Consider the following 18,368-nt stretch of genomic DNA (forward strand, 5'->3'; position numbering starts at 1 on the left):
AGATCCCTTCGCAGCGGCAGAAAAATGCCGCACCGCGGCAAAAACAAGCCCATCCTCCCGGGAGGGCCTATGCTTTCATCTTTTTGAAAATACCTCGGGGAGCGCGAGGGGCAGCGCCCCTCGCATCCGACCCTAACCGCGATGGATCAAAGTCGAGAATAGCTGCGGGTCGAGGCTCGGCGCCGCAAACATCGTGCCCTGCGTCAGCACAGAGACCGCGTCATGGCTGTGCAGGCTTTCCTGATGGCTCGCCACAACCCGAAAATCCCCCACCCGCGCATCGCTCTGAAGCGCTTCACAAAAGAGGCGCGCCGCATCTTCGACAAAGATCGGGTTGGCCGCGTTCAACTCCGCAAATGCCTGTTCGTCTTCGCGTTTCACCATCACCTGCGTCTCGGTCGGCACCGCGCGACGGCAATGATCGATCAGATCCTCGAACCACAAACAGCCGCCATCCTGTTCCATCTGCACGGAAATCCGCGCAACAGAGCGCTGCGAGTGCGGGGTCGCCAGCTGTCCACGCGCCTGACGGGCATGTTCTGAAAGCTCAAGCGAGCACGGGCAGGTCGAAGAATAGACATAGTCCAGATGCACGATGCGATGGCGTTGCCCAGCCATCTGCACCAGTTCCAGCGCCACGTCGTAATACTGATAGCCCGAAAGACCCGAGCGCAGGCTCTCCACCTTCACAGGGAAGGAAAACCGCATCTGCAGCCGCGCGTCGCCACTCTCAAGATCGCTCAGATAATCCTCAAGAGCGGCTTCCATCACGTCGAAAGAAAAGACCTTCTCAGCATGTTTGTAAAAGCTGCGCATGATGCGCGACATGTTGATGCCTTTTTTCTCCGCATCCAAGCTGACGGTGCCGGTTACGCTGGTCTCGAGCGTCAGATCACCGTTGTCCCGCGTATGGAACCGGATCGGCAGGCGGAAATTGGAGATACCGACATGCTGGATCTGCTCCTTGGCGCCGCGGATCAGGCTGGAAGGGCCGTTCTGAAGATCCGGGAGCGTGGCGCGGTAGGACTCGTTTGCATCAAAGTCGTCCGGATACTGGCGCTTGAGGTCGGGGTAATTCTGCAATTCCTGCCCAGGCAGCAGGCGCGCAATCGCAGGGTCGAGCTGCGCCACTTCGGTCTCGCTTGCTTCGCCCGCCCAGCGCCGCAGCACCGCAAGCGCTTGTTCCGCGTCCGAGCGATCTGGCGTTTCGTTTACATCACGAGAATGAATATTCATAACCCGTACTCCTGTCCCAGCAGCAAATGCCTGTTCACAATCATCTAGGGTAGTACGTCAATAAACACAAAGTAGATCACCAAAAAACGCCCCAAAAGGTCACTGATCTGACCTTTTGCACCAAAGTGGGTCCGGACATTTTATGTCAAACTCCAAATGTGGCGGCGCCCCGCGGGGCGCGAGCCACACGAAGCTCCAGGGTCACGCCAGCGTTTGCAGCGCCTGTGACAGATCCGCGATCAGATCATCCGCATCCTCAAGCCCGACCGAAAACCGCACCAGACCATCGGTGATCCCGAGTTCTGCGCGCTGCGCCTCGGAAAGACGTTGGTGCGTGGTGGTAGCCGGATGGGTGGCAATGGATTTGGCATCGCCCAGATTATTGGAGATCACCGGAATGGAGAGCGCATTGAGAAAGGCGAAGGCCGCCTCCTTGCCGCCCTTGAGGTCGAGCGACAGCACCGTCCCACCCTTGCCTCCAAGCTGGCGCTGCACCAGCGCATTCTGCGCGTGGGTTTTCAGGCCCGGATAGATGGTGCGTGCCAAGGCCGGATGGCTCTCAAAGGCCTCGGCGATCTTGAGCGCGCTGGCAGCCTGAGCATTGACGCGCAGATCAATGGTCTCAAGCCCCTTGACGAACATCCAGGCATGAAACGGGCTCAGCGAGCCGCCGGTATGTTTCATGTAGGGTTCGAGCGTGCCGCGAATGTAATCCTTGGTGCCAAGCACCACGCCGCCAAGCGCACGCCCCTGCCCGTCGATATGTTTGGTGGCCGAATAGACCACCACATCCGCGCCTTGCGCGATGGCATTGGAAAACACCGGAGTAGAGAACACATTATCCACCACAACGGTTGCGCCGACCGCATGGGCGATCTCGGCAACGCCTTCAATGTCAATGACTTCCAGCGTTGGGTTTGACATGCTCTCAAAGAACACGGCCTTGGTGTCCGGGCGCACGGCAGCGCGCCACTGGTCCAGATCGGTGCCGTCGACGAATGTCACCTCGACCCCATACCGGGTCAGGATGTTTTCGAGAATATAGAGACAGGACCCAAAGAGCGCCTTGGCAGAGACCACATGGTCGCCAGCCTTCAGGATCGACGTGAGCGCGCCATTCACCGCCGCCATGCCGGATGCGGTTGCAAAGGCATCCTCGGCCCCTTCTAAAAGGGCGATGCGCTCTTCAAACATTGCCACGGTCGGATTGCCATAGCGGGCGTAGATGAATTCATCCGCACCGGTCTCGATGAACCGGGCCTCCGCCTGCTCTGCACTGTCGTACACAAACCCCTGGGTCAGAAAGATCGCTTCGCTGACCTCGTTGTACTGGCTGCGTCGGGTACCGCCATGGACCAGTTTGGTGCGTTTATTCCAGCTCTCTGTCATCGTCTTGCCTCCGCCGGTCAGCGCCCCTCGGGGCCGTGCCGCGCATAAAAAAACTCCCGTTCGGCCAAGCGAAAGGGAGTCCCGTCGTCCTGACCTCTTTAGCGGCTTGTTTTACGTGGCCCGCAATCCGGTAAACAAATCGCCACGGGGTCTTGATGGGCCAATGGAGGCCCCTTTGTGCCGCGCTCATACTCCCCCCTGCGCCAAGCGTCAAGAGGGCGGAGGTCGCCCGCCTCATGCGCTGCGCGGCATCGCTGGAGCCTGCAGCGCAAAAGAACCTGCAATCTCGCTGCGTGACACTGAAGCGCTCGACGCCTCTCTCTCGCGCCTTCGCCGGGCGCCGTAGGAAAGATCCGGTATCTGTCGCAGCATCTGCGAAGACGTCACCGCACCGTTACCAAGCCGTCACCCTGTCGTCACCACGCCCAGCTAGAGCAAAGCCAAAGTCATGTTCTGGGGGCAGTTATGGCAGTGATCCGTATCAACGCAGTCGGCGACACGCCGGTGGTGCACGCGCGCCCCGGCCCCCTCGAGGAGGAGATCGCACGCCTTGGACCGCTCGAGGGTCCGGTGATCGTCATGATCCACGGCTACAGCTACAAGCCGGGCCTGCCCGCGCATTGCCCACATCGCCACATCTTGTCTCTAGATCCCCACCACATGCCCTGGCTTGCGCCCTCCTGGCCGCGCCAGCTTGGTTTTGGCATGGGGCGCGGTGACGAAGGGCTTGCGGTGGCCTTTGGCTGGAACTCACGTGGGAGCCTCGCCGCCGCGCAAGCCCGCGCCATCGACGCAGGGCGCGCATTGGCAAGGCTTGTCGAGGTGCTGCATCGCCAAGCGCCGGCATGCCCAATCCACCTGATCGGGCATTCCCTCGGCTCAGAGGTGGTGCTCAGGGCGCTCAAGGATCTGCCGGTTGGTGCCGTACAGAGGGTGATCTCTCTGAGCGGGGCCAGTTATCAGAGCTTGGCCACGTCAGCGTTGACGACGCCCGCTGGACGCGCTGTCGAGTTTTTCAACATCACCAGCCGCGAAAACGATACTTTTGATTTCTTGTTCGAAACCCTGACACGCAGGCCCAATCGCAATGATCGCGCCATCAGCAAAGGCATCTCTGCCCCCAATGCGGTTACGCTGCAGATCGACTGCCTCGAGACGCTGGAACAGCTCTCGCGGATGGGCCACCCCCTCGGCCTGCCAGAGCGACGGGTGTGCCATCGGTCCACATATCTGCGCCCGGGGGCCTTGCGCCTCTATCGCCAGTTGATGCGGCATCCGGAACAGATGCCTCTCGCCCGCATCCAAAGCTCTGTACCCACAGCGCCCGAACCGCGCTGGTCCCGTCTCTTGCGCTTGCGCCCGCAGCCCGGTGCGGTGCCGATTTGGCAGCGGATCGAGCTGGGCTGAGCCTACTGCGCCCTTGATGCGAGCTTTGGGCGCGTCGGGAGCGCGCCCGCCCCGTTTTGTCAGGGGAGAGCCAGGCTGGCAAAGGATCATGAGGCCGGGGAACCAGCGGCCCGGTCAAGATGCGCATCGGTCCCCCCCAGAGGGGATCAATTCTCTGGCAGAGTCTTAGGCGACGCGCGCTCAGATGATGTGGCCTACTCGGCCTCGCCCTGTTCCTCAAGCCCGTAGGTCTGGAACAGCCGAGCCTGTGTCATGAAGAACAGGAACATCGCAGCCGTCAGACCGAAGGTCTTGAAATAGACCCAGGTTTCCGTGCTCATCATGCGCCAGATCACCTCATTGGCGACCGCCAGCCCAAAGAAGAACGCACAGAGGCGACGTGTGAGGATCATCCACCCCTCGTCCTGAAGCGGCATCATCTCTTCCATCACCACACGCAGGTAACTCTGACCGCGCAAAAGCCCCACGCCCAACATGCCGCCAAAGAGCAGGTAGATCATCGTCGGCTTCATCTTGAAAAAGCGCTCGTCGTTGAACCAGACCGAGAGCCCGCCAAAGACCACAATCAGCACCAGCGTCATCACCTGCATGCGCGAGAGTTTGCCCGTAAGCCGCCACAGGATCAGCGTCGAGAGGATCATCAGCGGCACAAAGCCTGCGGTCACAATGATGAACCCCTCATAAGAGGTGCCGCCGATCTCAAACACCTGATCCTTGAGCCTCAGATACGCCACGAAGAACAGAACAACCGGGCCGAACTCCAATAGGTTCTTGACCAGGGGGCTGATCTTGCGCGCCGCCGGGGTTGGATCACTTGTCTGTTCGCTCATTGCTGGCCTCTCCTGTCCCAAATCTTCCCTCTCAGATGGCACCCTCAGCCCCCCATTTCAACAATCACCGCACCTGCAGCGATCAACGCCATCAACGCAATGCGGCGCGGACCTACGGTTTCTTTGAGAACCAGCCAGCCGATGAGGGCGGCAAAGACCGTCGATGTTTCGCGCAGCACCGCCGCCTCGCCCACCTTGTCGAGCCGGGTGGCCAGCATGATCGACCCAAAAGAGGCAAAGGCCACCAGCCCGCCGAAGAACCCGCGCAGCATCAACGGCCCAACAGTCGGACGATCTGTGCCCATGCGCCGCCAGCGCCAGTAGGCGTAGATCGGCATGGTCATGCCGTCGATCATGAAAAACCACGCCAAAAAGGTGAAGGGATCCGCCGTCGCGCGAATACCATAGGCGTCATAGGTCGTGTAAAGCGCCACAAACAGGCCAGTTGCCAGCGCCAGCAGAAGCGCAATCCCCAAGGTCTCGCGCGCGGTGACGAGAAAAATATAGTTGTAAACTGCAAGACCAAAGATCCCGGCCAGAAGCACCCCGACCCCAAGCCATTGCACCAGCGTGAAGGTCTCCCCAAAGAGGAGATAAGCGCCAATGACCGCAAACAGCGGCCCCGTGCCGCGCACCACCGGATAGACGACCGTATAGGCCCCCTTGGTATAGGCCATGGCCTGCAGGATCTTGTAGACCACATGGATCGCCCAGACCCCGAGGAAAATCAGCCACATATGCGGCTCGGGCCAGGGCACCACAAAAAGCGCAAAGGGTGCGGCCATCAGCCCGTAAGACGCGTCGATTGCGCCCCGCGACAGCCAGGGATCATGGCGCCCTTTCTGAAGCGCGCCAAAGACTGCGTGCAAAAACGCGGCAGACACGGCAAGGATCAGCGCAACCTGATGCCCGGCTTCGGTTCCCTCAAGAGAGATCAACCACTCGCTCAGCATGCAGCGCCCCTAGCCATCAGGCGCGGCGCCCTTGCGCAGGCGCGGGATCGCGGTTCCCTCACGCGCCCTCTTCCAGACCGGTAAGCGCGGCCGCGAATTCTTCGGGGTCAAACGGCGAGAGGTCATCGATCTGCTCACCCACGCCGATCGCATGAATCGGCAGACCGAATTTGTCGGCGAGCGCCACAAGAACGCCCCCTTTGGCGGTGCCGTCGAGCTTGGTCATCACAAGCCCGGAAACATCCGCAAGCTGGCGGAAGGTTTCGACTTGCGACAGCGCATTCTGCCCGGTGGTCGCATCCAGAACCAACAGCGTGTTATGCGGCGCATTGGGATCTTTCTTGCGAATGACCCGCACGATTTTTGCCAGCTCTTCCATGAGGTCCGCGCGGTTCTGCAACCGCCCGGCGGTGTCGATCATCAAGAGATCCGCCCCGTCGGCCTCGGCTTTGGTCATGGCATCAAAGGCAAGGCTGGCGGGATCCGATCCTTCGGGCGCGGTCAATACCGGCACCCCGGCGCGGTCGCCCCAGACCTGCAGCTGTTCCACCGCGGCGGCGCGGAACGTGTCACCCGCGGCAATCACCACGGATTTTCCAGCCGCACGGAACTGGCTTGCCAGCTTGCCGATGGTGGTGGTCTTGCCAGAGCCGTTGACGCCCACGACCAGCACCACCTGCGGCTTGGAGGGATAGAGCGGCATCGGACGGGCCACTGGCTCCATCACGCGGGCAATTTCGGCCGCCAGAAGCTCTCGGATTTCGCGGCCCGAGACCCGACGCCCCATACGCCCTTCTGCGATATTTGCCGTAACGCGCAACGCGGTGTCGACGCCCATATCAGAGGCGATGAGCATCTCCTCAAGGCTCTCCAGCATATCGTCATCCAGCACCCGGCGCGGCTCGGAGGGCTTGGTGCGCCCCATGAGCCGCCCCAACAGGCCGGGTCTGGATGCCTCCGGCGTCTGTGCAGGGGCGGATGGAACAATCGGAGCTGGCGCGGACGTGGACGCCCCTGCCACCGGAGCCTCAATAGGCTCAGGACCCGGCGCGCGCTCTGCGGGCTGCGCTGCAGGCGCCGCCGGAGACGCCGTTTCCGGGGCAGGATCTGGCGCCTGTTCAGGGGCGACCGCCCCCTCTTCAACAATCGCATCCACCTCTTTTCCGAGGCGGGACGAGGATTTCAGCAGCCGCTCCTTGAGCTTTGAGAAAAGCGCCATCTGGGTCTCCGCAGGGTCGTTTGACCTTCACCTAATGTGCTTTGACACAGGATGCAAAGCGCAATGAGGTCTTTCACAAGATAAGCACTGCAAAAAACAAAGCCTGCGCGCCCCAGTAAAGGAGCCAGATCACGGGGGCTGTCAGACGGCGCGCAGGATGCGCCGAAGGCAGAACAAAGGTCTCAACCGCGAGCACCATATCCGAGATCATGAACATGACCGCCGCGCACCAGATGAGCGGCGTCGGCAGGGTCAATGCTGCCAGCCCCATGGCGACAATCACGGGCACGTAGGCCATGACCTGAACGCGCATCTCGCCCGCGAAACGCGCCAAGAGAGACATCATGGCCAAGGCAACACCCGCGAGCGCAATCACCGCCCAGCCCGCTGGCGCAGTCAAGAGCCGCGTCACATCCGCATCAGGCAGCGAGAGGAACAGCCACACATAGGCCAGATGACCCCCTGCAAAACTGCCAACCCCCGCGAGGAAGGCACGTTCCCCCGGTCGCGACAAGGCCAGATCGCCCAAGGCACAAAGCCCCAGTGCCACCGCAAGCAGAGGCGTCGAAAGGCCCGCCACAAGAGCAAGGCTCAGTACCGATGCCGTCTTGAGCCCCGAGCGCAGCCAGCTTTCGTCGGCGCGAACCTGCCACAGATAGCCAAGCGCAAAACCGCCAGCCAGCAGCAGCGTGACGGTTTCAAGCATCATGGCGGGTTCGTGTATCATCGCGGGGTCCCCAAAAGCATGTCGCGAGGGTGCGCCGACGGGGACACAAAGGTCAAAGCTGACCTTGCGCCACCCCCGGGCTGCCGAAGCTGAAAAGCGGTCTTGGCTGGGCGCGATACATGCGCCATGGTGGGCCCATGTTCAGCTATTCCCTTTCTCGCACCGCCCTAGTCTTGGGCCTCGCTCTTCTGAGTGCCGTGCCGCTCAGCGCCAATGATGCCGAAGAGTTCAACTCTTACACGCAGGGCCGCACCATCCATTTCAGTTGGGAAGGTCAGGCCTATGGCGCAGAGCGCTACCTGCCCGGCCAGCGCGTGATCTGGTCGTTTCTGGATGGCCGCTGCGTCACTGGCAAATGGTATATGCAGTCTGGTGACATCTGCTTTGTCTATGAGGATCGCCCAGAGCCGCAATGCTGGCGCTTTGACATCGGCGACAGCGGGCTGAGCGTCTCCATCGCGCGCGACGACGGCTCGGTGCTGACGTTGAGAGAGCGCCTCTCCGTGCGTGACGAGATGGTTTGTCTCGGCCCCGAAGTCGGCGTCTGAGGCCCGCGCAGATGCGAGGCGCTGCCTCGCGCTCCGGGATATTTTTTGTTAGAAGAAAGCCCTGCCTGTCAGAATAGAGAGCCCTGCTCTCCGGGCGTTTTGGGCGCCTTGGGGGCCGCCGGTTTGGGCGCGGATTTCTTTGTGGTGCTGGGGGCGCTGGCGACATCAAACGTGCCGTCAGCAAATTCGATAGAGAGTTCAGCGGCCTTCCGGGCGCCTTCGGTGGATGTGACCAGGGCCGCACCATCGCGCACCACCGCATACCCGCGACGCAACGTGGCCTTGTAGCTCAGAATATCAAGCTGTCGCGCCGTGGCTGACAGACGATCAATCTGGCGGTCGATGCGGCTGCTTTGGGCAGTGTTCAGGCGCTTGGTGATGCGGTCCAGCGCGTCTCGTTTGCGCCCCAGATCCTGAGTGATCGGGCGTAGGGTGAGACGCGAAGAAAGGTTTTTGAGCTTGTCCTGACGGCTGGAAACAAGACCGCGCAGGGTGGCGGGTCTGAGGGAGGCTGCGCGCTCGCTGAGCGTGAGTTTGCGCCGTTGCACGCCCGAAATCAGCGCGTTGGGCAATCGGTCCGAGACCCTGTCGAGCCGCTGGCGCGGGGTTTCCAAGAGCGTATCCGGGCGCGGCAGAGCGCGCGCCATATCGCCGAGCCGCTGGCGGCGCAGCTGCACCGCGCGGCTGGCGGCATTGGCCATGCGCGCGCCCTGATTTTCGACCCAGCCCAACAACTCGAGCCGCACGGGCACCGCGTGTTCTGCCGCCGCCGTGGGCGTGGGGGCACGCAGATCCGAAACGTAGTCGATCAGCGTGGTATCCGTCTCATGGCCCACCGCCGAAATCAGCGGGATGTCACTTGCAGCGGTGGCGCGGGCGACGATCTCCTCGTTAAAACCCCAGAGGTCCTCGATGGACCCGCCGCCGCGGGCGACAATGATCAGGTCCGGCCGGGGCAAGGCGCCGCCGGGCGTCAGGGCGTTGAACCCATCGATGGCGCGCGCCACCTCGGGGGCTGAGTTGCTGCCCTGCACGGCCACGGGCCAGACCAGCACCTTGCGCGGGAAGCGATCCCGAAGCCGATGCAGGATGTCACGGATCACAGCGCCTGAAGGCGACGTAATGACGCCGATGATCCCCGGCAGATAGGGCAGCGGTTTCTTGCGCTCGGGTGCAAACAGGCCCTCAGCGGCCAGTTGCGCCTTGCGCTTTTCCAAGAGCGCCATCAGCGCGCCCTGGCCTGCAACCGCGACCTCATCGACATTCATATTGTATTTGGACTGTCCGCCAAAGGCCGTGAGGCGCCCGGTCACCACCACCTCAAGCCCCTCTTCGGGCACCACGGACAGTCCCGAAATCTGGCCCTTCCAGGTCGTGCAGGCCAGAACCGAGCGATCATCCTTGATGTCGTAATAAAGATGACCGGAGCGCGCCTTGAACACACGCCCGACCTCGCCCCGCACGCGGATGCGGCCGAAGGTGCCCTCAAGCGTGCGTTTGACCTCGCCGGAAATCTCGGAGACGGAAAACTCCGGTGCGTTCTGGCCCGGGGTTGGATCATCAAGGAGGTCGGACATCGAAAAGAAGGCTCCGGTTTGATCAAAGGAGTGGGGTGTCGGCTCCGACACCTGCCACCAGAGGGCGCCCCCGGCAAGGGTGTTCTTGTTTATGGGACGCACTCAGCATAGAACGCCCATCAACCAAGGCCAAGCAGATCGGAGAATGGCTCATGAATATCCTCATCCTCGGCAGCGGCGGGCGGGAACATGCACTTGCCTGGGCGGTGATGCAGAACCCCAAATGCGACCGGCTCATTGTGGCGCCGGGCAATGCGGGTATCGCCCAGATCGCCGACTGCGCCAGCCTCAACGCCGAGGATGGCGGCGCGGTTGTGACATTCGCCGAGGAAAACGCCATTGATTTTGTGATCGTCGGCCCCGAGGCGCCTTTGGCCGCCGGTGTGGCAGACCGGTTGCGCGATGCGGGCATTCTGGTCTTTGGCCCCTCTGAGGCCGCCGCCCGGCTGGAGGCTTCCAAGAGCTTCACCAAAGAGATCTGCGACGCGGCCAATGCGCCCACTGCGGGCTATGGCCATTTCACTGATGCCGAGGCGGCCAAGGCCCATGTCCGTGCAAATGGCGCGCCGATTGTGGTCAAGGCCGATGGTCTGGCCGCAGGCAAGGGCGTGATCGTGGCGATGGACGAGCAGACCGCGCTGGATGCCATCGACGATATGTTCGGCGGCGCCTTTGGCGGGGCGGGCGCAGAAGTCGTCATCGAGGAATTCATGGAAGGCGAGGAAGCGTCGCTCTTTGTACTCTGTGATGGTGAGGAAATCCTGTCCATCGGTACCGCACAGGACCACAAGCGCGTCGGCGAAGGCGACACTGGCCTCAATACCGGCGGCATGGGGGCTTATTCTCCTGCACCGGTTCTGAGCGCCGAGGTTGAAGCCAAGGCCATGGAAGAGATCGTGAAACCCACCATGCGGGTGATGGCCGAGCGTGGCATGCCCTACCAAGGCGTGCTCTATGCAGGCCTGATGATCAAGGACGGCCAGCCGCGTCTGGTGGAGTACAACGTCCGCTTTGGCGATCCCGAATGTCAGGTGCTGATGATGCGCCTTGGCGCGCAGGCCCTGGACCTGATGCAAGCCGCCGCCGAAGGTCGCCTTGCGGACGCCCGCGTCAACTGGGCTGATGACCATGCGATCACGGTGGTGATGGCTGCGACTGGCTATCCGGGAAGCTATGAAAAAGGCAGCGAGATCAAGGGCCTTGATGCTCTGCCCGAAGACAGCATGAATATGGTCTTTCACGCAGGGACCAAGGCCGATGGCGACAAGATCCTCGCCAATGGTGGCCGGGTGCTGAATGTGACTGCACGGGGCGAGAGCCTCTCTGAGGCGCGCGATCGCGCCTACGCCATGGTCGATCAGATCGACTGGCCCGACGGCTTCGTGCGCCGCGACATCGGCTGGCGCGCGCTTTGACCCCGCGATGAATCGCACACCGGTTCAGATTTCCCCGGACAGCCCGCAGTTGCGGGAGGTTCTGGACCTGATCCGGCAGTGCTTTGCCTATATGGACGGGCGGGTTGATCCGCCCTCCTCCATGCACCACCTCACGCTCGAGGCGCTCTCCAAACAGGCGGTGGCGGGCGAAGTCTGGGCCATTGGCGCGCCTGTTGTGGCCTCGGTAGTGCTGACACCGCGCCTCGAAGTGCTCTATCTGGGCAAACTTGCGGTCGTGGAAGATCTGCGCGGTCGTGGGCTGGCCCGCACCCTTGTGGAACTCGCCCTCGCGCGGGCGCGCTCCATGGGGCTGAATGCGGTAGAATTGCAGACGCGGATCGAGCTGGTGCAGAACCATGAATCCTTCGCGCGTCTTGGTTTTGAGCGGTGCGGCACCACCACGCACAGCGGCTATGACCGACCGACCTCAATCACGATGCGCCGCAGCATCCATTAATTGGCCGCGCAGGCGAGCGTGGCGCGAAGCCCTTTTTCCGCATCAAACGGCCCCAGATCGCGCGAGATCACGGCCCCGCCTTCAAGGCGCGAAGTGATGATGCGCGACCAATCCGCACTGACGGTGATGAGCTCCGGCCCCGCACCACAGTCGCGCAGGCCGGAGGTGATGAAATCCTGCCCGATCTTGTGATTGGTCAGCCCCGGGGCTGAGGCGACCTCCACCAGTTTATTGCCCTCATAGCGCCAGATCCGCAAGGTCTTGGCCAGATGTGGGCGGTCGATATAGGCAATCTCGATGTGGCCGTCCCCATTCAGATCCGCCGCCCCGATCGGGGCCAGCCAGCGATTGCGCTGGCCAATATGAGGGGTGGCGGCGCGCTTCTTGCCCTCGGCATCGTAGACTGCCAACTGCGCACCCCGGCTCATATCTGTCTCGATGACGACAACTTCGGGCAGACCATCTCCGGTGACATCCCAAAGGCGCGGCTCCAGATCCTCAAAGACATGGGTCAGCGGCAGCTTGATCTCCAGTGTCTGAGTGGCGGTGCTGCCGGTTTCGACGCGGCGGATCAGCAGGCTGCCGTATTCCACGTCATCGCCAAGAACAGCATGCCCATAGCGGGTGGTCGGCTCGGAAAACTCGGCGCCCAGAACGCGCCAGTGTTCACGCGCGGCGCCGGGTGCCGCCTGCGCCAGCACCGCCAGCGACACACACAGCACCTGCGCCGCGCGGCGTCGAATTGGGGGCAACACGCGCGCCCGAAGCCGCCGCGCTTTGCCCCCAGATCCCATCAGATCTGCTTTTCAGGCATTTGAACCACCAGACCATCCAGCGCATCGGTCACCTTGATCTGGCAGGTCAGGCGCGACCGCGCAGCATCGGGCTCAAAGGCAAAGTCCAGCATGTCCTCTTCCATGTCGTCCTTTGCGGGCAGTTTTTCCACCCAGTCCGGAGCGATATAGACGTGACAGGTAGAACAGGCACAAGCGCCGCCGCAATCGGCTTCGATCCCCGGAATGTTATTGTCACGCGCACCTTCCATCACGGTCAGCCCGTTGGCGACGTCGACCACATGTTCGGTCCCGTTGTGCTCGATGTAGGTGATTTTTGCCATGATCCGTCTTCCCTTTTTCGGTACTCGATAACGTGTGTAGCGTTGACGCCTGCACCGTGCCAGCCCCATTTCACAGATCCCGCGCGTCGCTGGCGATTTCGATCTGCTTTTTCTGGATCACCTTCGAGCCAGAGCTCTGGTCAAAGCCGCGTTGACACGCTTTGCCTGCGCTGCGAATTGGTCTAGCGTGGGCGCAAACCGGGACAAGGCCTGCGCTGCGCCAAATCTCGCCCCCAAAGACCAAGGACTCGCCAGAGCACATGCCTGCATCGCCGTCTCAGCACCCTGCTGCCTCCGGGCTGCGGTCTGCGTCCCGCTCGGCCTTCTCCCCCATCGGCTCGCCGCTGCCTTCTGCGCTGCGACGACAGGCATTGCTGTGGGTTGCTGCGGCACTGCTTGCGGGTTGCATGACCCCAGCCCCGTTTGAACGGGTGGGCCGACCCGCGCCCCCCGGCGCGCCGCCCGGCACCTGCTGGGAGCCGGTGATCATTCCCGCCCGCATCGAGACGATCACCGAACAGGTGATGGTTTCCCCGGCAGAAGCGGGCACCGATGGCAGCGCCGGCAAACCGGCGGTCTTTGCCACCGAAACCCGCCAGGTCATCACCCGCCCGCGCGAAGAAACCTATTTTCAAACCCCCTGCCCCGAGGAATTGACGCCGGAATATATCTCCTCGCTGCAGCGGGCGCTGGCGGCGCGCGGGCTCTATGTGGGAGACATCACCGGCAGGCTCGACGTCGATACCCGCGCGGCCGTGCGCGCGTATCAGCAGTCACTGGACATCCAGAGCGACACGCTTTCGCTGCAGGCCGCGCGCAGCCTGGGGCTGAGCGCCGTCGCATTGGATGATTAAAACGCACGCAGGCCCACCGCCACAGTCAGCGCAAACATTCAAGATCCCACCTGCCAGCTTGCGCGGGCGCGATTAGCCCCTTACAACCCCGGGGCCAGTATCACTCATCTGCCCCTCGGAGATTTCTCATGGCTGCCGCTCCTCTCCCTGCCTCCAGCTTTCTGTCCGGGGCCTCGGAGCGCCTGCGGGCCATGCTCGACAGCCAAGCCACAGATGTTCATCTCGAAACGGGCGATGTGCTCTTTGAGCGCGGCGACGAGGGCGACGCGCTTTATGCGATCATCTCTGGCGCTCTTGAGATCTCCACCCTTTCCGCAGCGGGGCGCAAGCTCTCGCTTGATATGATGCGCCCGGGGGCGATCTTTGGTGAGATCGCAATGTTCGATCCCGGCGAGCGCACCGCCACCGCCACCGCAGCTGAGCCAAGCCACCTGCGCCGCCTGCGTCACAGGGACGTGCTGGCGCAGTTGACCAAGCATCCCGAACTTGCGGGTGATATGCTGAAGCTCGCGGGGCAGCGCATGCGCTGGATGAATACACAACTTAATGAGCAAGTGTTCCTCCCCATGCCGGTGCGTCTGGCGCGCAAGCTCCTCTATCTCACGCCCGCGGATGGCAACGGCCAGCTGAGCCTCTCGCAATCGGAACTGGCCGAATTCGTCGGCGCCACCCGCGAAGCGGTCTCAAAGACCCTGTCGAACTGGCGCAAGGCGGGCCTCATCGAGATCAGCCGCGGAGGACTGCACCTCAAAGATCGCGGCGGGCTGGCGGTTCTGGCCGACCCCGAAGGCATCTAAGCCCCAACCGCACACCCTGAGCGGCATCACGCGCCCTTTTGGGGCAGTTTTGCGGTCGGTCTTTAGAAGTCTCCAGGCGCCCAAAAGGCTCTCTTCAAGCGCGGCAAGCGCGCAGACGGCACATTGGTCTCATCAACACGGAGACCAGACATGACCGACACATCCCACATCCGCCTGCGCAAAGATGGTTCCATCGACACCGCCTATTAGCGCAGCCAGGCCGCCCATAACGCCGCTCGCAACGTGACCAAAGGCTCGTGCCGTGCGGTGTCACGCCTAGCGATCTTCGTGGCGATGCTGCCCCTTCTGGGCCGCTGGATCTGACGCGCGATCTGCAAATGCCCCCTGCCGCCAGCGGCGCGGCGGCGCGGCGGCGAAACACACAACACAAACGAAACATATCTTTGAAACGCAAGGTCTTCTGCCACACTGGAGGATTGAGGATTGCGTTCGAGGACTATGAAATCGACACTGCGCGCTTTGAAGCCGGAGTGCTGAAACCGACGCCTCCGATGCACAGCCCCAAAACCCGCCGACGCCCACGCCCGAACGCGCCTTCACGCAGCCGGTGGTTGCGGTTTTGCCCTTTCGCGTCCTTCACTTTGCCGAGCCCGAAGAGGCGGTCTTTGCCGAGGGCATCTCGGAGGACATCACAACCGAGCTATCGCGGTTTCATGCCATTCGGGTCACATCCCGGATGTCGTCCTTTCAGTTTAATGCCTCAGAGCGACCAGCTCAGGAGATCGCAACAACGCTCGGGGCGGACTTCATTCTGTCAGGAACGGTGCGCCGCGCATTGAACCGTATCCGAGTCGTGGTCGAACTCTATGAGGCGCTGGAAGATCGGCAAATCTGGTCCGAGCGCTTCGACCGTGCCGACGCCGACATATTCGCGGTCCTCGACGAGATTTCCGGCCTTGTCGCTGCCTGCATGACAGGCGAGGTTCAACTGGCCGAGACCCGGCGGACAAAGGCCAAAGCCGGCCAAGACCTAACCGCCTATGAGGCGCTTCTTGTCGGGCTGGACCTGCACAAAAGCGGTGATATCAGCCCACGCGTGGCCACACGTGCGGTCGCAGCCTTTTCAGAGGCGATCGACGCGGCGCCCGACTTTGCACGCGCCTACGCCTGGCGGGCCTGTTCCTTCTCACGCACGTGGGATTTCCCGGTGCGGCAAGATCAGTTCGATCAGGTTTCACAGGATGTCTTCAAGGCGCTGGAGCTCGACCCGGCAGAGGCGGAGGCTCATCGTATCGCAGGCGCCGTCTGTCGTGCGCTGCATGAGTTTGACCGCGCTACATTGCATATCGAAAAGGCGCTCGAGCTTAATCCCAGTGATGCCCATATCGCCGCGAAATCGGCCGAGCATTTTGCGTTTAGCGGACAGCCCCAGCGCGCGCATGACCTCATCAACAAGGCGATGGCGCTCAACACCATGTTCCCGGGCTGGTACTAGGAAATTATTGCCCTCGCCGACTATGTGGCGAGCCAATCTGAGGAGGCGCTTGCCGCAATCGCGCGCGCTGCGAGCCCGACATTCGCCGGGTTTGCCTATCAGGGTAGGCTCCCTCTTGGCGTTGGGCCGTACCGAGGAGGCCAAAGAAGCGGTTGCGCTTTTGAAAGCGCAATATCCAGACGTGACGCTTGCCGTTTATCAGCGCGACGGGCGCCGCTTTGCCTTTGCAGACGGCCAACCACAAAAGCTTTGAACAGGCCCTCATGCGCTCCGGCCTGACCTGAGGCTTTTGTTCTTTGCTTGGTCTGAGCCTTCCGTGTCGCGTCCCGCTTTCAAGGCCCAATTACTGAGCCCCCGAATTGGATCACAAAAAAACACGGACTGCTCAAAAAAATGCAATGAATGTAACCTGTTTCACAGTCCTCGCCCACGACCTCTGACATAACGCGGGCAAGGCGGTCATTCTCCTATCCATCCCAATGATCGTCCGTCCCATCGAGAGCCATGTGTCCGCCCGACGCATGGCTCTTTTGGTATTGCGAGCAGTCTCGTCTGTGCTGTCTTTCAAGAAAACGGCCGACCCCTTGGGGCCGGCCGGTCTTGTTTCTTAGATGCCCCGACTTGAGGCAAATGCCGTTGGCACGCGGGATCAGTCCTCAAGATTGAGCGCGACAAAGCGCGGCTCACCAGCACGGCGCACCATCAGGAAGATCGATTTGCGGCCGCCTTCTTCGGCAGCGGCGATCTGCGCTTCGAGATCGGCAATCGAAGAGAGCTTGTTCTGGCCTGCCTCAGTGATCACGTCGCCTGCACGCAGACCTTTTTCCCACGCGCCAGAGGTCTCATCCACGGAGAGGATCACCAGACCAGTGGTGCCCGCATCGAGGTTAAGATCCTCGCGCATGTCGTCGCGCACAACGCCCACGGTCAGCCCGAGGAGCTCTTTTTCTCCTTCATCCGGAACGGCTTCAGCGCCGCCACCTTCGGTGCCGTTGCCCACCGCATCTTCGCGACGTCCCAGCGTGACGCGGATCGTCTCGGTCTTGCCATCGCGGAACACCACGACACGCACGGTCTTGCCGACTTCGGTGTCGCCCACGCGACGCACGAGATCGCGGGTGTCTTTCACCTCAAACCCGTCAAAGCTGGTGATGACGTCGCGCGCCAGGAGACCAGCCTCTTTGGCGGGACCTTCGGGGACATCGGTGATCAGCACACCTTCGTCGCTCGCCAGCCCGATCGCTTCGGCCAGATCATCGGTGACGTCCTGAATGCGCACGCCAAGCCAACCCCGGCGGGTTTCCCCGAACTCCTTGAGCTGGCTCACCACTTTGGTCACTACATTTGACGCCATGGAGAAGCCGATCCCGATGGAGCCGCCATTTGGCGACAGGATTGCGGTGTTCACGCCAACGACTTCGCCATCCATGTTAAAGAGTGGACCGCCCGAGTTGCCACGGTTGATGGCCGCATCGGTCTGAATGTAGTCGTCATAAGAGCCCGAAAGCGCCCGGTTGCGTGCAGATACGATCCCTGCCGAGAGCGAAAATCCCTGCCCCAGCGGGTTACCCATGGCGACAACCCAGTCGCCCACGCGCGCCTTGTCGCTGTCGCCGAACTTCACAAAGCTCAGCGGCATCGGCGCGTCCACTTTCAACAGCGCAATATCGGTGTTGGGATCGGTGCCAACAACAGTGGCCGGCAGCAGGTCAGCAGGCTGGCCTTCACCGGGGAAGAACTCGATTTCGATCTCGTCAGCCCCCTCGATCACATGGTTGTTGGTGACGATGTAGCCGTCTTCCGAGATCACGAACCCCGAGCCAAGCGCCGAGGAACGACGTGGCCGCGTGCCGCCGCCGTTGCGGTCCTGGAACTCGCGAAAGAAATCCTCAAACGGGGAGCCCTCGGGCACGATCCCCTGCGGGCCAGTGCGGCCCTCGACCACGGTCGACGTGGTGATATTGACCACCGCCGGGCTGACTTTTTCGGCCAGTGGCGCGAGGCTTTCGGGACGGGCCGCCGCCGAAAGCGACTGCATGACCAACAGCGCGGTCCCGAGGACGCTGATCCAGAACAAGCGCCAGCCGCTGTGCGCCCCCTCATGGACGCGCGCACGGCCTATTGCCTTGGATGATGAGATTGGATGCACGGACATACTCCTTGAATTGGCCTGTCAACTCTGTCTCCGCCCGCCCCATCGCGAAAGGGGAAAGGGGGCACCCATGCCTCAGGCGCGACGCCGACGCGGGCGCAACGCATTGGGGGTGCGACTAGATGCGACTAATGTAGCCTCTCTGCGCGCATCCGCAATGGGGCTCACTGTCATCTCAATTTGACGTGAAGGCCGGTGAAGGCCGCGCGACTG

General features: G+C 62.1%; 18 protein-coding genes and 1 riboswitch. Of the genes, 8 read left to right on the top strand and 10 right to left on the bottom strand.

Going from position 1 to position 18,368, the window contains the following annotated elements; all coding sequences use genetic code 11:
* Positions 1-132: 132 nt before the first annotated feature.
* Both folE2 and metZ read right to left on the bottom strand, forming a co-directional pair.
* On the bottom strand, positions 133-1,236 hold the full coding sequence (folE2, locus tag ACZ1HH_RS08910; RefSeq protein ID WP_472636431.1) for a GTP cyclohydrolase FolE2: 1,104 nt from the start codon (positions 1,234-1,236) through the stop codon (positions 133-135).
* 201 nt (positions 1,237-1,437) lie between these two features.
* Complete coding sequence (gene metZ / locus ACZ1HH_RS08915) at positions 1,438-2,625, bottom strand: O-succinylhomoserine sulfhydrylase (protein WP_416368745.1); 1,188 nt, start codon at positions 2,623-2,625, stop codon at positions 1,438-1,440.
* A 77-nt stretch (positions 2,626-2,702) separates the two neighbouring features.
* A riboswitch (SAM riboswitch) is annotated at positions 2,703-2,781 on the bottom strand.
* 309 nt (positions 2,782-3,090) lie between these two features.
* On the opposite strand from metZ, the gene ACZ1HH_RS08920 reads away from it, so the two are divergent.
* Positions 3,091-4,032 (top strand): alpha/beta hydrolase, encoded by a 942-nt coding sequence (locus tag ACZ1HH_RS08920; RefSeq protein WP_472636432.1) that lies wholly within the window; start codon positions 3,091-3,093, stop codon positions 4,030-4,032.
* Between the two features lie 194 nt (positions 4,033-4,226).
* Here ACZ1HH_RS08920 and ACZ1HH_RS08925 read toward each other — a convergent pair whose 3' ends face one another.
* The 4 genes from ACZ1HH_RS08925 to ACZ1HH_RS08940 all read right to left on the bottom strand — a co-directional run bounded on the left by ACZ1HH_RS08925 (position 4,227) and on the right by ACZ1HH_RS08940 (position 7,761).
* Entirely contained in the window at positions 4,227-4,862 is a 636-nt protein-coding gene (locus ACZ1HH_RS08925; protein WP_472636433.1) for an inner membrane-spanning protein YciB, read from the bottom strand.
* A gap of 44 nt (positions 4,863-4,906) precedes the next feature.
* Positions 4,907-5,812 carry a DMT family transporter gene (locus tag ACZ1HH_RS08930; RefSeq protein WP_044027212.1) on the bottom strand — a complete coding sequence of 302 codons (906 nt, stop codon included), beginning with the start codon at positions 5,810-5,812 and terminating at the stop codon, positions 4,907-4,909.
* A gap of 61 nt (positions 5,813-5,873) precedes the next feature.
* Positions 5,874-7,034, bottom strand: coding sequence for a signal recognition particle-docking protein FtsY (gene ftsY, locus ACZ1HH_RS08935; RefSeq protein ID WP_472636434.1), 1,161 nt, complete (start codon positions 7,032-7,034; stop codon positions 5,874-5,876).
* Positions 7,035-7,107: 73 nt separating this feature from the next.
* Positions 7,108-7,761: a lysoplasmalogenase gene (locus tag ACZ1HH_RS08940; RefSeq protein WP_472636435.1), complete on the bottom strand. Its 654-nt coding sequence runs from the start codon at positions 7,759-7,761 to the stop codon at positions 7,108-7,110.
* Positions 7,762-7,898: 137 nt separating this feature from the next.
* On the opposite strand from ACZ1HH_RS08940, the gene ACZ1HH_RS08945 reads away from it, so the two are divergent.
* The gene (locus ACZ1HH_RS08945) at positions 7,899-8,309 is read left to right on the top strand and encodes a hypothetical protein (RefSeq protein WP_472636436.1); all 411 of its coding nucleotides are present in this window, start codon (positions 7,899-7,901) and stop codon (positions 8,307-8,309) included.
* 68 nt (positions 8,310-8,377) lie between these two features.
* Here the strand turns inward: ACZ1HH_RS08945 and xseA are convergent, their stop codons facing one another.
* Complete coding sequence (xseA, locus tag ACZ1HH_RS08950) at positions 8,378-9,886, bottom strand: exodeoxyribonuclease VII large subunit (RefSeq protein WP_472636437.1); 1,509 nt, start codon at positions 9,884-9,886, stop codon at positions 8,378-8,380.
* A 152-nt stretch (positions 9,887-10,038) separates the two neighbouring features.
* Between xseA and purD the strand changes: the two genes are divergently transcribed.
* Entirely contained in the window at positions 10,039-11,301 is a 1,263-nt protein-coding gene (gene purD / locus ACZ1HH_RS08955) for a phosphoribosylamine--glycine ligase (RefSeq protein WP_472636438.1), read from the top strand.
* Between the two features lie 7 nt (positions 11,302-11,308).
* A complete protein-coding gene (locus ACZ1HH_RS08960) occupies positions 11,309-11,779 on the top strand; it encodes a GNAT family N-acetyltransferase (RefSeq protein ID WP_472636439.1) in 471 nt (156 codons plus the stop codon).
* On the opposite strand, the gene ACZ1HH_RS08965 is transcribed toward ACZ1HH_RS08960, so the two are convergent.
* Both ACZ1HH_RS08965 and ACZ1HH_RS08970 read right to left on the bottom strand, forming a co-directional pair.
* Positions 11,776-12,573 carry an FG-GAP repeat domain-containing protein gene (locus ACZ1HH_RS08965; RefSeq protein WP_472636440.1) on the bottom strand — a complete coding sequence of 266 codons (798 nt, stop codon included), beginning with the start codon at positions 12,571-12,573 and terminating at the stop codon, positions 11,776-11,778. The genes ACZ1HH_RS08960 and ACZ1HH_RS08965 overlap by 4 nt on opposite strands.
* The gene (locus ACZ1HH_RS08970; protein ID WP_472636441.1) at positions 12,573-12,896 is read right to left on the bottom strand and encodes a 2Fe-2S iron-sulfur cluster-binding protein; all 324 of its coding nucleotides are present in this window, start codon (positions 12,894-12,896) and stop codon (positions 12,573-12,575) included. Before ACZ1HH_RS08970 ends, ACZ1HH_RS08965 begins: the two co-directional genes overlap by 1 nt.
* Before the next feature lie 407 nt (positions 12,897-13,303).
* On the opposite strand from ACZ1HH_RS08970, the gene ACZ1HH_RS08975 reads away from it, so the two are divergent.
* From ACZ1HH_RS08975 to ACZ1HH_RS08990, 4 genes are all read left to right on the top strand, one after another.
* A complete protein-coding gene (locus ACZ1HH_RS08975) occupies positions 13,304-13,750 on the top strand; it encodes a peptidoglycan-binding domain-containing protein (protein WP_472637318.1) in 447 nt (148 codons plus the stop codon).
* A gap of 128 nt (positions 13,751-13,878) precedes the next feature.
* The gene (locus ACZ1HH_RS08980; RefSeq protein WP_011539276.1) at positions 13,879-14,547 is read left to right on the top strand and encodes a Crp/Fnr family transcriptional regulator; all 669 of its coding nucleotides are present in this window, start codon (positions 13,879-13,881) and stop codon (positions 14,545-14,547) included.
* 580 nt (positions 14,548-15,127) lie between these two features.
* Positions 15,128-16,003, top strand: a complete 876-nt coding sequence (locus ACZ1HH_RS08985) for a hypothetical protein (protein ID WP_472636442.1) — start codon at positions 15,128-15,130, stop codon at positions 16,001-16,003.
* Between the two features lie 115 nt (positions 16,004-16,118).
* The gene (locus ACZ1HH_RS08990; protein ID WP_472636443.1) at positions 16,119-16,256 is read left to right on the top strand and encodes a hypothetical protein; all 138 of its coding nucleotides are present in this window, start codon (positions 16,119-16,121) and stop codon (positions 16,254-16,256) included.
* A 396-nt stretch (positions 16,257-16,652) separates the two neighbouring features.
* Here ACZ1HH_RS08990 and ACZ1HH_RS08995 read toward each other — a convergent pair whose 3' ends face one another.
* On the bottom strand, positions 16,653-18,158 hold the full coding sequence (locus ACZ1HH_RS08995; RefSeq protein WP_044026832.1) for a Do family serine endopeptidase: 1,506 nt from the start codon (positions 18,156-18,158) through the stop codon (positions 16,653-16,655).
* Between the last annotated feature and the right edge of the window lie 210 nt (positions 18,159-18,368).

The organism is Epibacterium sp. HA2-3, assembly GCF_055693725.2.

Bases quoted from the DNA above. Each gene is read 5' to 3' on its own strand.
- folE2 (WP_472636431.1), bottom strand. From the start codon at position 1,236: ATGAATATTCATTCTCGTGATGTAAACGAAACGCCAGATCGCTCGGAC.
- metZ (WP_416368745.1), bottom strand. From the start codon at position 2,625: ATGACAGAGAGCTGGAATAAACGCACCAAACTGGTCCATGGCGGTACC.
- ACZ1HH_RS08920 (WP_472636432.1), top strand. From the start codon at position 3,091: ATGGCAGTGATCCGTATCAACGCAGTCGGCGACACGCCGGTGGTGCAC.
- ACZ1HH_RS08925 (WP_472636433.1), bottom strand. From the start codon at position 4,862: ATGAGCGAACAGACAAGTGATCCAACCCCGGCGGCGCGCAAGATCAGC.
- ftsY (WP_472636434.1), bottom strand. From the start codon at position 7,034: ATGGCGCTTTTCTCAAAGCTCAAGGAGCGGCTGCTGAAATCCTCGTCC.
- ACZ1HH_RS08940 (WP_472636435.1), bottom strand. From the start codon at position 7,761: ATGATACACGAACCCGCCATGATGCTTGAAACCGTCACGCTGCTGCTG.
- ACZ1HH_RS08945 (WP_472636436.1), top strand. From the start codon at position 7,899: ATGTTCAGCTATTCCCTTTCTCGCACCGCCCTAGTCTTGGGCCTCGCT.
- xseA (WP_472636437.1), bottom strand. From the start codon at position 9,886: ATGTCCGACCTCCTTGATGATCCAACCCCGGGCCAGAACGCACCGGAG.
- purD (WP_472636438.1), top strand. From the start codon at position 10,039: ATGAATATCCTCATCCTCGGCAGCGGCGGGCGGGAACATGCACTTGCC.
- ACZ1HH_RS08960 (WP_472636439.1), top strand. From the start codon at position 11,309: ATGAATCGCACACCGGTTCAGATTTCCCCGGACAGCCCGCAGTTGCGG.
- ACZ1HH_RS08965 (WP_472636440.1), bottom strand. From the start codon at position 12,573: ATGGGATCTGGGGGCAAAGCGCGGCGGCTTCGGGCGCGCGTGTTGCCC.
- ACZ1HH_RS08970 (WP_472636441.1), bottom strand. From the start codon at position 12,896: ATGGCAAAAATCACCTACATCGAGCACAACGGGACCGAACATGTGGTC.
- ACZ1HH_RS08975 (WP_472637318.1), top strand. From the start codon at position 13,304: ATGACCCCAGCCCCGTTTGAACGGGTGGGCCGACCCGCGCCCCCCGGC.
- ACZ1HH_RS08980 (WP_011539276.1), top strand. From the start codon at position 13,879: ATGGCTGCCGCTCCTCTCCCTGCCTCCAGCTTTCTGTCCGGGGCCTCG.
- ACZ1HH_RS08995 (WP_044026832.1), bottom strand. From the start codon at position 18,158: ATGTCCGTGCATCCAATCTCATCATCCAAGGCAATAGGCCGTGCGCGC.